Here is a 15,699-nt window from a genome sequence, read left to right on the forward strand (position 1 = left end):
AAACAAAAGGACAAAGAAGTTCGTCCTTTGTCCCTATTATAATAATGTAGAATTAATCGAGTTTTAAAACTGCCATGAACGCGCTTTGCGGTATCTCAACGTTACCTACCTGGCGCATGCGTTTTTTACCTTTTTTCTGTTTCTCTAATAATTTGCGTTTACGTGAAATGTCACCACCGTAACACTTGGCCGTAACGTCTTTACGTAATGCACGTACGTTTTCGCGGGCAATAACCTTGGCACCTATAGATGCCTGTATAGCTATCTCAAATTGCTGACGTGGCAATAGCTCTTTCAACTTTTCGCATATTTTTTTACCAAAGTCGTAAGAGTTGCTGCGGTGAATTAATGATGATAGCGCATCCACCGGCTCACCGTTCAGTTTAATATCCAAACGAACTAAATCTGATTGGCGATAGCCAATTTGCATATAATCAAACGAAGCGTAACCTTTTGAAATGGTTTTTAGCTTATCGTAAAAATCAAATACAATTTCGCCCATTGGCATCTCAAACACCAGTTCAACACGGTCGGCCGTTAAGTATGATTGATTAACAATTATACCACGTTTTTGTATACATAATGACATTACCGGACCAACAAACTCAGCCTTGGTAATTATATTGGCCTTAATGTAAGGCTCTTCAACAAATTCAAGCTTACTTGGGTCAGGCAAGTCTGACGGGTTGTTGACAATAAGTTGCTCTTCTTTTGTAGTGTAGGCGATGTAAGATACGTTGGGTACGGTTGTTATAACCGTCATATCAAATTCACGCTCCAAACGCTCCTGGATAATTTCCATGTGCAGCATACCCAAAAAGCCGCATCGGAAACCGAAGCCTAACGCTGCCGACGATTCCGGTTCAAAAACCAATGATGCATCATTTAGCTGCAGCTTTGCCATTGATTCACGAAGCTCTTCGTAATCTTCGGTATCCACAGGATAAATGCCGGCAAATACCATCGGTTTTACCTCTTCAAATCCCTGAATGCCTTCGGCTGCCGGGCGTTCAACAAGTGTTATGGTATCACCAACCTTAACCTCACGTGCTTCTTTAATACCTGATATAATGTAACCTACGTCTCCGGTTTTGATAACGTCTTTAGGCAATTGTGTCAGCTTTAAAGTACCCACCTCGTCGGCAAAGTACTCGCGGCCGGTAGCCATAAATTTCACCTTAGTGTTTTTACGTATCTCTCCGTTTACAACTTTGAAATAAGCAATAATTCCACGGAATGAATTGAAAACCGAATCAAAAATCAAAGCCTGTAACGGCGCTTCGGGGTCACCAACCGGTGCAGGAACACGTTCAATGATAGCACGAAGTATATCTTCAATACCCATGCCTGTTTTGCCCGATGCTGCTAGAATATCTTCACGTTTGCAACCAATCAAATCAACAATTTGATCTTTCACTTCCTCAGGCATTGCGCCCGGTAGATCCATTTTGTTAAGTACCGGTATAATCTCCAAATCATTCTCTAAAGCTAAGTACAGGTTAGAAATAGTTTGTGCCTGTATACCCTGTGATGCATCCACAATTAACAATGCACCCTCGCAGGCGGCAATTGAGCGTGATACTTCATAAGAAAAATCTACGTGACCGGGGGTGTCAATAAGGTTGAGAACGTATTGCTGACCATCAAGCGTATAATCCATTTGAATGGCATGACTCTTTATGGTGATACCGCGTTCGCGTTCAAGGTCCATATCGTCAAGCAATTGGGCCTGCGCTTCACGCTGGGTAATGGTTTTGGTATATTCGAGCAAACGATCAGCCAGGGTACTTTTACCGTGGTCAATGTGTGCGATGATACAAAAGTTACGTATGTGCTTCATTTCAAAACGCAAAAATAGCTTTTTACAGCGATAAATTTGTATGCCAGTCTATCAATTAGTTAATTTGAATTAATGGCCATATCCATTGAATTAAAGGAGTATCTAGCAAACTGCTTAACAGCCTGTTACAACAACCAAATAATAATTGAGTCAATTAATGCTGTTAGCGGCGGAGATATAAATCTGACATACTGTATTAAATCCAATGTCGGAAAGTGCATGCTTAAGCTCAACAGCAAAAGTGCTTATCCTGGTATGTTTAAACGTGAAGCAGAAGGTTTGCAAGCCATCCGTAGCACTCAAACCATTGCTGTACCTCAAGTTATCTTACAATTCGATTTTCAAGACTATAGTTGCCTGTTAATGGAATGGGTAGAAGCAATAAATGCAACTCCAGTTGCATCGGCAAGGTTAGGTTGCGAGCTGGCCGGCATGCATACGTATACCGCATCACAATTTGGTCTTGATTCTGATAATTATATGGGTTCGTTACCGCAAAGTAATAGAAAGCACGATACCTGGGCAACTTTCTTCACAGTCGAACGCTTGGAACCTATGGTTAAATTGGCGGTCGATAAAGAATTACTGACGCATACGGATGTTGTTGCGTTCGAGGAACTTTACAATCGCCTGCCTCAACTGTTTGATGAAGAAAAGCCCGCGCTGATGCATGGCGATTTGTGGGGCGGTAACTATCTTATCAGAAACGATGGAAAGGCTTATTTGATTGACCCGGCAGTAAGCTATGGGCACCGGGAATTCGATATAGCTATGACTACATTATTTGGCGGCTTTTCCGAAAAGTTTTACGCGGAATACAACGAAAGTTTTCCGTTAGCTAAAGGTTGGGAACAGCGGGTTGACCTTTGGAATTTGTATCCGTTGTTATTACACCTCAATTTGTTTGGCACAAGTTATTTATCACAGGTAAAAAATGGTTTACAGAAATATTTATAAGCGTGCTTAAGATTCGGTTACTTACTAAAACAAGCTTAAAGGCTTTTCATCCGGCCCGTTAAACCAATCGCCCGATTTGTTTTCGGCCTTATTAATGCTTTTGCCTATTTCCACTCTCAGCAATGCACTGTTTTCTATTGGTTGTAATACTTTTGCCCGCTCATGATAAGGTAATTGCATATCTAGCCATATATCAGCATCGGCACGGGTTAGTATAACAGGCATGCGGTTATGTACTTCGCCAACAACTTGATTTGGCTCGCGTGTTATTACCGTACAGCTCAGTACAGGTGCATCCAGTTTAGTATTGTAATCCCATAGCCCGGCAAGTAACATCAAACTCTCATCAGCCATACTAAAATACCATGGTGTTTTCTCGCGGCTGCGTTCCCATTCATAAAATCCATTAATGGCAATAATGCAGTGGCGCTTACCTAACAAGTGTTTATATGCAGACCGTTCAGCCATGTCTTCGCTGCGGGCGTTGTGAGTTTGGTAGGAAGGGTAAGTGTTGCTCCAGCCTGGTATAAGCGGCCAGTGAAAATGCCGCAACGTGTCCGGAGCGCGGTCGGCAAGGCCAAACACATAGCTGTCTTTAAAAGCAAAGCCGTTAATATCACCATCTTTAGGCGTATCGTTATCATTAACACCAAGCCGCTTCGCTGTTTCGGCACTACCCGGAAAGTTTACTCTGCCACACATAATCAGCGTAAAATTACAATTTAACCTATGTTTAAAGCAAACTATTTACCTTTACAACATGCAAATAACTTTGAAGCGCACCAACAGCGGCGATAAAGATTTTAAGGTGCTGGTTACGCAATTAGATAAGGATTTACGCGATCGTAATGGTGATGTAATGGATCTGTATGACGAACACAATGTAATTGAAGAGATTGAAACGGTAGTAATTGGATATTTGGATAGCATCCCTGTTGCATGCGGCTGCTTTAAAAAGTATGATGCAAACACAGCTGAGGTGAAAAGGATGTACGTAGCAGCGCAAGCCAGGGGCAAGGGCTTAAGTTTTGAAATACTCACAGAGCTTGAACAATGGGCATCAGCGCTTAATTATAAGTATTTAATACTTGAAACCGGTAACAAACAAATTGAAGCACATGGATTGTATAAGAAAGCAAATTATAAGCAAATACCTGCATACGGTGTCTACAGAGGTTTGCCTGATAGTGTTTGCTTTAAAAAAGAATTAAAGCCATCAGCTCTGTAATAACTGATGGCTTTAATGAATAAGTTTTTAAGCTTTACAAGAATATAGGTCTATCAAGTTTCATAGCTATACGGTAGGCCGCATTCATTAAGCCAACATGACTGTATGCCTGAGGGAAATTTCCCCATTGGCTACCATCTTCCTCGGCCACGTCTTCACTAAATAATAATAAGTGGTTTGAATATTTAATGATGTTCTCAAACTCTCGTATGGCATCATCCAAACGCCCTACACAAGCCAGTGCCTCAACATACCAAAAAGCACAGATGAGGAATGTGGTTTTCGGCTTACCAAAATCATCGGCATGCAGGTATCGGTAAAACAAGCCTTTTTCTGTTTTTAATTCGGCCTCAAGGGCTTTAAGATGATCCTTTGCACGGTCCGACGCCGGGTCAAGATAATTCATCATAATCAGTTGCAGCGTACTTGCATCCAAATGTTTACTTCCGGCAGCGTTGGTGTACACCTTGCGCTCCTCGTCATAGCAGCTTTCAATATGCTCAGCCGCACGATTTTTCATAGCAACAGCACGGTCAATTAGGTCTTGATTACCAATTGTACGTGCCATTTTCTCCGCAGCGCATGCACCGGCCCACTGAAACAAATTGCTGTAGCAGTGAATATTAGCCATGTTGCGGAATTCCCATATGCCTGCATCTTCCTCATCAATGGTACGCTCAATTTTACTTAACAGGTAATCAACCCACTTGGCCGAATCTTTACGTTCGTCAATAATAAATCGATGGTCGGTATATAGAGGTAAGACGGATACGAGTACCTGACCGTATATGTCATTTTGAATGTGCTCAGACGCCTGGTTACCAATGCGCACCGGTTTGTTGCCCTCGTAACCTTCTAGGTCGGCGGTATATTCTTCCAGATCCTTTTTACCGGTTATGCTGTAAAGTGGTTGGTATCTGAAATCCTCGGAGAAGGAAATATCCGTAACATATCCGAAATACTTTTCCATTTCTTCAAAATGGCCTATGTGGTTAAGCGAGCTTATTACATAGTATGTATCGCGCAACCAGCAGTAGCGGTAATCCCAGTTACGGCCGCTGCCCGGAGATTCAGGCAAACTGGTTGTGCTTGCTGCTATTATAGCCCCGGTATCTTCATACTGGTGTATTTTTAGAGCTAACGCCGATCTGATAACGTAAGGTTGGTAAAATCCGGCTATTGATGAATGCTTGATCCATGTACGCCAGTATTGAGCAGTTTCGCGCAAAAAGCGCTCAACTGTACTGGTAAGCGGGGCCTCAAGTGGCTCGCCGTATGTTAAAACTAAATATTTGCAGTCGTTAAGTACAAAATATTGCTCATCAAATACGTAGCTGATTGGAATATTGGTAGTTAGCCTTATTTTCTCTTCACCACCTAAATATTGTATATGATTGCTGCCTCTGTTAACATCAAGCTTTTTGGCTCCGTACTCCGATACGGGCTCACACTTAACTTTAATACGTGGAGAACCTTCTAACGCCTCTATTTTCCGCACCAGCATCAAGGGTTTGTAGTAGCGCTGATATTCCTGAAAGCGTGGCGCAAAGTCAGTTATGCGATATCTGCCGCCCGATTCAAGCGTAATTTCGGTAATCAATACGTTAGTGTTTTCAAGGTAGTATTGATGAGAAGTGTATTCACCCTGAGGAAGGATGGAAAATTCGCCTCCTTTTTTCTTATCAAGCAGTCCGCCAAAAACAAACGTGCTGTCAAATTTTGGCCAGCAAAGCCAATCAACGTTTGTATTTTTATTTATATGAGCTAAAAAGCCGCAGTTGCCAATTATGCCGGTATTATAGGTATGTTTCATTGTAGATGGGTATAGTACTTGCAAAATATTCCAACAACAATTTGCGCGTAATGTTGCAAGAAAGTTGAAACGTTTAACCTATGTGTGAAATATTCCGTGCTTTAAATAGTATTTTAAATTATTAATGTTAACTTAAAGATAACTTCATCAGATGCAGTACGTACGCACGGTATCAAAAAAAATTAAAATATGATTAGGTTATTGCAAAATTTATATATTTGGTTAAAAATAAATAGTTTTTTACCGATACCTTTCTGAATTTAAACGTTTTGCATTTCAGTTTGGCTTTACAATTAAACCTCTTATAAACTTATACATTAAAAATTATGAAAACTGGGAAAGTAAAATGGTTCAACACCCAAAAAGGCTACGGATTTATTGTTACCGAAGAGGGCAAAGATCTTTTTGTGCATTTTAAAGATGTGCAAGGTGGTGTTAATGCCATTAAAGACAACGATAGTGTAGAATATGAAGTAGAAGACGGACGTAAAGGGCCTCAGGCTATTAACGTTAAAAAGGTATAATCACTTATATTACCATATTTGAAACCTCTGATTTTTCAGGGGTTTTTTTATGGCTTAAACTGTATATTGGTGCCCGGGTTTACAACTCCGGAAATATAATTCTAACACATGTCTGATAACGCGATTCAAAAAAACGCAAAAAATGTAACGTTTTTGGTAATAGTAGCCGCGCTTGGCTACTTTGTTGATATTTATGATTTGCTTATTTTTTCCATAGTGCGGGTTCAAAGCTTGCATGATATTGGTGTAAGTGACGTTGAGATGCGCACCAAGGGCGAGTTCATTATTAACATGCAAATGTTTGGCTTGTTGCTCGGCGGAATTTTGTGGGGTATTATAGGTGACAAGTTTGGGCGTATACGAGTATTGTTTGGCTCTATATTATTATATTCATTAGCCAATTTTGCCAATGGCTTAGCAACCGACTATTATACATATGCAGCCGTGCGTTTTATTGCAGGTATAGGTTTAGCAGGCGAATTAGGAGCCGGTATTACTTTAGTAAGCGAAACCATGAGCAAAGAAAAAAGGGGCTACGGAACCATGATTGTTGCCGTAGTTGGTTTATTCGGTGCAGCTGCTGCCAACATGGTATCAAAGCTAGGATGGCAAAATGCTTACTTTATTGGCGGCGGACTGGGAATGTTGCTTTTGCTTTTACGCGTAGGCACATTTGAATCGGGCATGTTTAAACAGGCCGAAAAAGCCGAAGTTTCAAAAGGAAATTTTTGGATGCTGTTTAATAACCGGAAGCGCTTTTTTAAATACCTAAATTGTATTTTAATAGGAATGCCTTTATGGTTTGTGGTTGGGATACTTATTACACAATCGCCTGAAATTGGAAAGGAACTTGGCGCAGCTGAACCCCTAAGTGCCGGAACCGGCGTAATGTATACCTACATTGGCTTATCATTCGGCGATATGTTTGCCGGGTTGTTTGCACAGCTTACCAAATCGCGGCGTTTAACTATGCTGGTGTTTCAGCTTATTTCTGTTATTAGTGTTATAGTGTATTTGAACTTACATGGAATAACTCATACTCAGTTCGTTGGTATATGCTTGTTTATTGGATTTTTTATAGGTTATTGGGCAACGTTTGTAACTATTGCCTCTGAGCAGTTTGGTACTAATATACGTGCAACGGTTACTACGACAGTGCCAAATTTTGTACGCGGTTCCCTAATTCCGATTACATGGGCATTTGAGTTTTTAGTTAAGCATTTTAAAGCGCAGGGCTATCAAAACAGCCTCATAATTGCCAGCTATGTTATGATGGGATTAGTTACCGTAATTGCTTTGCTTGCCTTGAGCCAATTAAAAGAGAGTTTTAGCAAAGATTTAAATTACATTGAGAAAAATGACCCGGTAAGTGACATTAATATAGCATAACGTAATACTGAATTTTGCATTTTTGTGCGGATGATTAGCAAAGAAACCATAGCCGAAGATTACAAAACCATACAGGACGAAATTTGCAAAAGCCTTGAAATGCTTGATGGCGCCGCAAAGTTTGAAGAAGAACTTTGGGAGCGTGATGGCGGTGGCGGAGGCCGTACCCGCGTTATCCAAAATGGCAACATTCTGGAAAAAGGCGGAGTTAATTTTTCAGCTGTTTATGGCAAACTTCCTGATGGTGTTAAAAAGGCATTCAAAGTTGAACAAGATGACTTTTTTGCTACCGGAGTTTCTATAGTAATTCATCCTAATCACCCCATGGTACCTATTATTCATATGAATATCAGGTACTTCGAAATGCCTTCATCAATAGATGACGGGCAGCCATTACGTTGGTTTGGCGGTGGAATTGATCTTACTCCTCACTACGTTATTGAAGAAGATGCACGCTACTTTCATCAACAACTTAAGGATGTTTGCGATCGCTTTAATATTGGTTTTTACCCACGATTTAAAACCTGGGCCGACGATTACTTCTTTATCAAACACCGCAATGAAACACGTGGCATAGGCGGCGTATTTTACGACCGTTTAACAGCTACCGATGAAATTAGCTGGGAGACTATATTTGAATTTTCAAAAGCTTTAGGACGTACTTTTGCGCCAGCCTATAGCGAAATTGTGAATCGTAACCGTTTTAAAGAGTTCACACCACAGCAACAAGATTGGCAATATCAACGCCGTAGTCGGTACGCCGAATTTAACTTGGTTTATGACGCAGGCACCAAATTTGGCCTGGAAACCAACGGGCGCATTGAATCTATTTTGATGAGTCTTCCTCCAACAGCCAAATGGTTTTATAATTATGAAGCGGCTATAGGCAGCGAAGAAGCCAAAACTTTGGATTTATTGAAAAAGGGCATAGACTGGGTATAGGTAAGGCTAATACTTTAAAACCCGTGGTTGTATGTGAGTGATTGGGTATTTTAATTGATTTACGGATTGATATATTGCGGCAAATCTTTAACCATCATATCTTCACTATTCTATGAAAAGTTTAATTGCAGCCTCTATTTTATTTGTAGCCATAATATCGGCATGCAACAGTTCACAGTCCTTTAAAGGTAAATGGAACTATGCAGGCGGTATCTACAACGGAAAAAAGGAGGGAAGTACGCAAGGATATCTGTTGAAGCGTACTTACACGGATAAAGATTTTGAGGCATTTATGATTGAAGACGGCGGTGAACCCCAAAAATACCAGGCCGGCAATTATAAGCTTGAAGGAGACAGCTGCACCGAGACAGAAACATTTAGCACTCAACCATCAACACTTACTGGTGTAAATGTAAACTACAGTTATCAATTAAAAAATGATAGCTTAATACTCCGCGGTAAATTGCCAACAGGTATGCAGGTTGAGGAGTATTGGATAAAGGAAAAATAGTCCATTCTTAAAAGCTGCGTTGGCCAGGTACACAGTCGCTTTTGTGATGCCAAATTACTATTACATTTCCGAAGGCGAAATATGATGTAATCACCTGCCGGCTTAAGTAACTGGCTAAGCTTATATCAACACCCGGTATGTTGGTAACTATAGCTTCATAATAGCTTAAAATTCGTATCTTCGCAGGTCAAATATATCGCATCAACCTTAAAACATTGAGCAAATTTTTCTTACACTAATTTTCAAATGGCTGAAGAGAATTCACAGAACGAAGACAGAATCATTCCAATAAATATTGATGAAGAAATGCGATCGGCTTACATTGATTATTCAATGTCGGTTATCGTATCGAGGGCATTACCCGATGTGCGCGATGGCTTAAAGCCCGTTCACAGGCGTGTGTTATTCGGCATGCTCGATTTAGGTTTGTCTGCCGGTAAGCCTTTTAAAAAGTCGGCCCGTATAGTAGGTGAGGTGTTGGGTAAGTATCACCCGCACGGCGACTCATCAGTATATGATACCATGGTACGTATGGCCCAGGATTGGAGCTTACGTTATCCATTGGTTGACGGTCAAGGTAACTATGGTTCAATTGACGGTGACAGCCCTGCGGCTATGCGTTACACCGAGGCACGCCTGCAAAGGATTGCCGAGGAAATGATGGCCGATATTAACAAGGATACTATCGACTATCAGTTAAACTTCGATGATTCGTTGGAGGAGCCAAGTGTACTACCGGCAAAAATTCCTAACCTTTTGGTAAACGGTGCTTCGGGTATTGCTGTTGGTATGGCCACTAATATGGCGCCACACAACCTTACTGAGGTAATCAATGCCACCGTAGCTTTAATTGATAACCGCGAGATTGAGGTGGCTGAATTGATGAACTACATCAAAGGCCCTGATTTTCCGACCGGCGGTATCATATATGGTTATGAAGGTGCACGCGAGGCTTTTGAAACAGGTCGTGGTCGTGTAGTGCTGCGTGCCCGTGCTGAGATTGAGACCTTTAATAATGACCGTGAACGTATTGTTGTAACCGAAATACCTTACCAGGTAAACAAGGCCAACATGATTGAGCGTACGGCCGAACTGGTAAACGAGAAAAAACTTGAAGGTATTTCAACTATTCGTGATGAATCGAGCCGCGAAGGTATACGCGTAGTTTACGAAGTTAAACGCGATGCCAATGCCAACATTGTTTTAAATAACCTTTATAAGTATACGTCATTGCAAACCTCTTTCAGTGTAAATAATATTGCACTGGTTAAGGGCCGCCCAATGATGCTAAACCTCCGCGACCTGATTCACCATTTTGTGGAACACCGTCAGGAAGTAGTTGTACGCCGTACCCGTTACGAATTGGCCGAAGCTGAGAAGCGCGCTCATATATTAGAGGGTTTGCTTATAGCTTTAGATCACTTAGACGAGGTTATACGTTTGATTCGTGCATCATCAACTCCGGAGGAAGCTCGTGAAGGTTTGATGAGCCAATTTAACCTAAGTGAGATTCAGGCTCGTGCTATTTTGGATATGACCCTTCGCCGTTTAACCGGTCTGGAGCGTGACAAAATTAAAGAAGAATATGCCGAGTTGATGAAGCAGATAGAGTATTACAAATCTATTCTTGCCGATCCGGCTCTTCAAATGCAAATCATTAAAGATGAGTTGCTGGAGATAAAAGAAAAATACGGTGATGAGCGTAAGACCGAAATGGTACACTCAAGCGCCGAAATGATGACCGAAGACTTTATTGAGGACGAGGAAGTTGTTATCACTATATCACACGAAGGCTACATTAAACGTACGCCTTTAACAGAGTACCGCCGTCAGGGACGTGGTGGCAAGGGTGCACTGGGCAGCAACAGCCGCGATGAAGATTTTATAGAACACTTATTGGTGGCATCAAACCACAATTACATGTTGTTCTTTACCGAGGCCGGCCGTTGTTTCTGGTTACGTGTATTTGAAATTCCTGAAGGTATGCGTACCTCAAAAGGCCGCGCTATCCAAAATATTATAAATATTCCTAAGGAAGAGAAAATTAAGGCGTACATCAAAGTGAAGAACCTGAAAGACCAGGAATACCTGGAGAACAACTTCATTATTATGTGTACCCGTAAAGGCACTATCAAGAAGACTTCCTTAGAAGCCTATTCCCGTCCTCGCGCTAACGGTATCAACGCAATCAACATCAATGATGGAGATACCTTGCTGGAAGCAACCTTGACCACAGGTACCAGTGAGATAGTTATGGCCCTTAAATCAGGACGTGCAATCCGCTTCAACGAAGCCACAGTAAGGCCAATGGGACGTACCGCAACCGGTGTACGTGGTGTAACGCTTGACGGTGAAAAAGACGAGGTTGTAGGTATGATTGCCATTAACGATCCGGAAACGACCGTTTTAGTGGTATCAGAAAAAGGTTACGGCAAACGTACTGATATTGATGATTACCGCGTTACTAATCGTGGTGGTAAAGGTGTGAAAACACTTAATGTAACTGAAAAAACCGGCAAACTTGTTGCCATAAAAGATGTTACTGATACTGACGACCTGATGATCATTAACCGTTCTGGCATTATTATACGTATTGCCATGGATCAGTTAAGGGTTATGGGAAGGGCCACACAAGGAGTAAGATTAATATCGCTTAAAGAAGGTGATGAGATTGCTTCGGTAGCTAAGATTGAGCATAGTGAGGAGGAGGAACTGGAACAAGCTATTGAAAGCAGCCTTGAAACAACCGGCTCGGACGTAGGTGCTCAAGACACAGACAGCCCGGCTGCCGATTCGCCAGACGAAGCAGAAAACGAATAAAAATATGACTTTAAGCCGTAAAATCATTCTCTTGGTTTTATCAGCATTGTTTACCGCACCTCAAGCCTTTGCCCAAGGCGAGGCGCTTAAGGTAGTGGTAAACAATCTGGCTTATTACCGCCAAAAAGGAGAAATTAAGTATCTGACCAATGCCAAAAAATCGGTAGATAGTTTGATAAAAACACGCTCCGATTCTTCAAACCTTGATAAGAACATTTATAAAGCTATCGTTTACTCCAGTATAGCCTATATTGATTCTAACAATAAACTAGGCAACCCGCCTGATTTTTTTGATAAAACAGTTTTGCTTGTAAACAGACTGGGAGAGCATCGTAAAATATACAAGTACCAAACAGAGCTTGATTTTGCAAAGCGATGTTTAGCCAACGTATATATTAGAAACGGATTTAGCAACATCAAATCTTTAAATTTTGAAGATGCTGTCAATTCGTTTAAAAATGCTCAGATTTACTCACCGCGTTTTGGTCAAATTAACGCTTACATTGCTTATGCTAATACCAAAGCCGGTCATTTACCTGAAGCTGCAAAGTACTACTCAACCTTATTAACGCCTGACAGCGTAAAAACAGAATATGTTATTGCAGCCTCCGGTATCTACAAAACAATGGGCGATACCGCTAAAGCCTTGGACGTATTGGAGAGGGGAAGGCGCTTGCTACCTAATGAGAAAAGCCTGTTGCTTGAACAAGCCGGCATCTATAATAGCCAAAAAAATTATAGAGCCCTTGAACCATTATTGCAAGAATTACTTGGTGCTTACGGTAATAACGCCGACGTTGCCTTTATTGCAGGCAGTTGTTATGATTATCTGGAACAGTATGACAGGGCTGAATCTCAATATCTAAGAGCTATTGAAATTAATAACGCGGCATACGATCCTGTATTTAATTTAGGCTTACTTTACCTTAAGCATGCGGCGGGTAAAAAAGGGGAGGAGGCTACCAAAGATTTACAGCGTTCTGCACAATGGTTGCAGAAGGCATATGAAATGTCGCCAAAAAACGTTAATACCCTAAAGCTTTTGCAATTAATTTACCAAAAGAACGGAAACGATATTCAATTAAGTAACATAAATAATAAATTACAACAGTTAACTAATTAGATAGATCTATGAAAATTAAGTTTTTGATGGCAGGTACTTTGAGCCTGTTTACGGCAACAACGGTTCTTGCCCAAAAAGGAGAACTGAGCACGGCTCAAAGCGAGTACGACAAATACGAAACCATGCGCCAAAATAAAGCCATGGCAACAATGGCCCGTACAAGCATCAACACTGCTAAAACCTCAATTGATAAAGCATCTGCAAATGAGAAAACGGCTACCATGCCGCAAACCTATGCTTTAAAAGGTGCAATTTATGGTGCTTTAGCTTATAATGATACCGTTGCTACTTCATCTATGCCTTTGTACACTACTGCTGTTGAAGCTTTGAAAAAAGCTAAAGAAGCTGACACCAAAGGTGAGTTTAAAAGATTGACCGATGCTGGTAACCAGTATGTAGCTTATTACTCATTAAACAAAGGTGTAAAAGATTTTCAGGCTAAAAACTTTGAAGAAGCGTATAAAGCATTTGATTTATACCGCTCAAATTATCCGGAAGACACCACTGCAATTTATTACACAGGTTTAGCTGCTATAAATTCTAAAAACATTCCGGTAGCAATTAACCAATATAAAAAACTGGTAACAACTAACTACAGCCGTCGTGCTGATATTTATTCTGACCTTTCAAACTTGTATTTAATGCAAAAAGACACCACCGCTGCATTAAATGCCGTAAGCGAGGGTGTGAGCAAATTTCCAAACAATGCATCATTACGTGGTCGCGAGGTAGAAATTGCTTTACAGCAAGGTAAGGCAACAGAATTTATTGATAAAATTCAGGCTGCTATTAACAATAACCCAAGTGATAAATCATTACATTTTTACTCAGGCATAGCTTATGGTAAAATTGGTGATACGAAAGATAAAGAAGCAAAGGCAGCTAAAGATCCGGCAGCAAAAGCAGCGGCGGTAAAAGCTCGTAATGAGGCTTATGACAAAGCTACAGCTGCTTACGGAAAAGCAGTTGAATTAGATCCAAATTATTTTGAGGCTAACTTAAATATGGGTTACATTTTAATGAGTCCGGCTGTTGAAGATTACAACGTAGCCAACAAGTTACCAATGAGCAAGCAAAAGGAATTTAATGCTATGATGGCCAAAGTTAACGCTGCTGCTGATAAAGCTAAGCCTTACCTGGAGAAAGCGGTTCAACTACAACCAAATGATCCAAGTGCTTTAGGGAATTTACGTAACTACTATATCATCAAAAAAGATACAGCAAAGATGACTGAGCTGAAAAAGAAAATTGATGCAATAAGATAACAAAGAAGAGGCTCGTTTATCGGGCCTTTTTTTCAAATATATTATTTAACATAATGTTAATTATGTGAATTATTTTCATTCTGATTATTTGATAGAATGTGGTATTTTAAGCTCAGTAAATTCACTAATATGAACATAATATTTATCGATGAAAAATCAGCACTATTAGCTAAGTTGAAACTCCGCTTTTTGCAAAACATGCATCGCCATAATAATTTGGACTGGGATTTTGTTGAATCCGAGTTAAATGGTAATTCGGCTATACTAAGTTCAGTTAGCCAATTGGAACAAACCGGTGGCGAGCCGGATGTAATCATATTTAATGATGACGACTATGTTTATTGCGATTGTAGTAAAGAAAGTCCATGTGGCCGGCGTAGTTTATGTTACGATGAACAAGCGCTGAGTTCAAGGAAAGAAGCCAAACCGCAATCAAGTGCTCTAGCAGTTGCGAGCAGTATGGGTGTTCAGTTATTGGATGAGTATCAATATTGTAAATTGCAGGAATTCGAAAGCTTTGATACTAAAACCTCAAGCTGGTTATTAACTCCACCGGCGATTCGTGATTTAGGTGGTGCTATTTTCGGTGATTGCCGTTATAACCATGTATTTATTTACCACAATGGAGCCTCATCATACTACGCTGCAAGAGGTTTTAGAGCTTACGTGCCGTTAAAATAAAAAAAGGCCGCTTTTAGCGGCCTTTCTACAAATCGTTACGTTCTTTTATTTTAAGGAAGCGCTGATAACTTTGGCCGAGTCGAGATGTGTTGTTAGCACCGGTAAAGTTTTCTCTGCATACTTTCTAACCTTAACAACCTTATTACCTGTTGCCTCTTTGTAAAGCTCAATGTCTTTGCCATGATCTGTCACCATCATTTGCATATAAGCCTTGTCAAAGGCCGCTCCGCTTAGCTGCGCTACGCCGTCTATCATTTTTTGCTGATCGGGAAGCAACGTAGTATCTTGTTTAGGAACGTCTTTATCGGCAGCCAACTCGTTCAACTCATTAAGAGCTGTAGTATGGTCGGCTATTAGCATTTTAGCAAAATTCAAAACACGTGGATTCTGCGCTTTACTCTGAGCCACTGTTGCAAACTTTATTTCCAGGAGTTCGCCCATGTGAGCCTCTTTAATAAAGTTTATACCCTGATCATCAACCGTAGTTTTCTGATTATAGTTTCTTGCCTTTTTGTTGTCATTGCAAGAAGTTGCAGAGATAGCAAAAAAAGCAAAAGCGCTTAAATAAAGTATGTTTTTCATTTTAAACAGATAATAGTTGCAGTT

At 40.7% G+C, this 15,699-nt stretch carries 14 protein-coding genes; 10 read left to right on the forward strand and 4 right to left on the reverse strand.

Annotated elements, in window-relative coordinates; genetic code table 11:
* Positions 1 to 52: 52 nt before the first annotated feature.
* Entirely contained in the window at positions 53 to 1,840 is a 1,788-nt protein-coding gene (lepA, locus tag GO816_RS09370) for a translation elongation factor 4 (protein WP_157541542.1), read from the reverse strand.
* Positions 1,841 to 1,912: 72 nt separating this feature from the next.
* On the opposite strand from lepA, the gene GO816_RS09375 reads away from it, so the two are divergent.
* On the forward strand, positions 1,913 to 2,797 hold the full coding sequence (locus GO816_RS09375; RefSeq protein ID WP_157541544.1) for a fructosamine kinase family protein: 885 nt from the start codon (positions 1,913 to 1,915) through the stop codon (positions 2,795 to 2,797).
* A 24-nt stretch (positions 2,798 to 2,821) separates the two neighbouring features.
* On the opposite strand, the gene GO816_RS09380 is transcribed toward GO816_RS09375, so the two are convergent.
* Positions 2,822 to 3,499, reverse strand: coding sequence for an SOS response-associated peptidase (locus GO816_RS09380; protein ID WP_157541546.1), 678 nt, complete (start codon positions 3,497 to 3,499; stop codon positions 2,822 to 2,824).
* 58 nt (positions 3,500 to 3,557) lie between these two features.
* Here GO816_RS09380 and GO816_RS09385 point away from each other — a divergent pair, with 58 nt between their 5' ends.
* Positions 3,558 to 4,025 carry a GNAT family N-acetyltransferase gene (locus GO816_RS09385; protein WP_157541548.1) on the forward strand — a complete coding sequence of 156 codons (468 nt, stop codon included), beginning with the start codon at positions 3,558 to 3,560 and terminating at the stop codon, positions 4,023 to 4,025.
* A gap of 34 nt (positions 4,026 to 4,059) precedes the next feature.
* Here the strand turns inward: GO816_RS09385 and GO816_RS09390 are convergent, their stop codons facing one another.
* Positions 4,060 to 5,838 (reverse strand): glycoside hydrolase family 15 protein, encoded by a 1,779-nt coding sequence (locus tag GO816_RS09390; RefSeq protein WP_157541550.1) that lies wholly within the window; start codon positions 5,836 to 5,838, stop codon positions 4,060 to 4,062.
* A gap of 326 nt (positions 5,839 to 6,164) precedes the next feature.
* Here GO816_RS09390 and GO816_RS09395 point away from each other — a divergent pair, with 326 nt between their 5' ends.
* The 8 genes from GO816_RS09395 (at position 6,165) to GO816_RS09430 (ending at position 15,093) form a co-directional block, all read left to right on the forward strand.
* Positions 6,165 to 6,362, forward strand: a complete 198-nt coding sequence (locus GO816_RS09395) for a cold-shock protein (protein ID WP_157541552.1) — start codon at positions 6,165 to 6,167, stop codon at positions 6,360 to 6,362.
* 108 nt (positions 6,363 to 6,470) lie between these two features.
* Entirely contained in the window at positions 6,471 to 7,751 is a 1,281-nt protein-coding gene (locus GO816_RS09400) for an MFS transporter (RefSeq protein WP_157541554.1), read from the forward strand.
* A gap of 30 nt (positions 7,752 to 7,781) precedes the next feature.
* Positions 7,782 to 8,693, forward strand: coding sequence for an oxygen-dependent coproporphyrinogen oxidase (gene hemF, locus GO816_RS09405; protein WP_157541556.1), 912 nt, complete (start codon positions 7,782 to 7,784; stop codon positions 8,691 to 8,693).
* Between the two features lie 112 nt (positions 8,694 to 8,805).
* Positions 8,806 to 9,204, forward strand: coding sequence for a hypothetical protein (locus tag GO816_RS09410; RefSeq protein ID WP_157541558.1), 399 nt, complete (start codon positions 8,806 to 8,808; stop codon positions 9,202 to 9,204).
* A 246-nt stretch (positions 9,205 to 9,450) separates the two neighbouring features.
* Positions 9,451 to 12,024, forward strand: coding sequence for a DNA gyrase subunit A (gene gyrA, locus GO816_RS09415; protein ID WP_157541560.1), 2,574 nt, complete (start codon positions 9,451 to 9,453; stop codon positions 12,022 to 12,024).
* A gap of 4 nt (positions 12,025 to 12,028) precedes the next feature.
* Positions 12,029 to 13,147 (forward strand): tetratricopeptide repeat protein, encoded by a 1,119-nt coding sequence (locus GO816_RS09420; protein ID WP_157541562.1) that lies wholly within the window; start codon positions 12,029 to 12,031, stop codon positions 13,145 to 13,147.
* 8 nt (positions 13,148 to 13,155) lie between these two features.
* Positions 13,156 to 14,412 carry a tetratricopeptide repeat protein gene (locus GO816_RS09425; protein WP_157541564.1) on the forward strand — a complete coding sequence of 419 codons (1,257 nt, stop codon included), beginning with the start codon at positions 13,156 to 13,158 and terminating at the stop codon, positions 14,410 to 14,412.
* A 129-nt stretch (positions 14,413 to 14,541) separates the two neighbouring features.
* Entirely contained in the window at positions 14,542 to 15,093 is a 552-nt protein-coding gene (locus GO816_RS09430; RefSeq protein ID WP_157541567.1) for a DUF4256 domain-containing protein, read from the forward strand.
* A 45-nt stretch (positions 15,094 to 15,138) separates the two neighbouring features.
* Here GO816_RS09430 and GO816_RS09435 read toward each other — a convergent pair whose 3' ends face one another.
* Positions 15,139 to 15,675 (reverse strand): DUF4142 domain-containing protein, encoded by a 537-nt coding sequence (locus GO816_RS09435; RefSeq protein ID WP_157541569.1) that lies wholly within the window; start codon positions 15,673 to 15,675, stop codon positions 15,139 to 15,141.
* Positions 15,676 to 15,699 lie beyond the last annotated feature (24 nt).

The organism is Mucilaginibacter aquatilis (assembly GCF_009755275.1).
Lineage (GTDB): Bacteria > Bacteroidota > Bacteroidia > Sphingobacteriales > Sphingobacteriaceae > Mucilaginibacter > Mucilaginibacter aquatilis.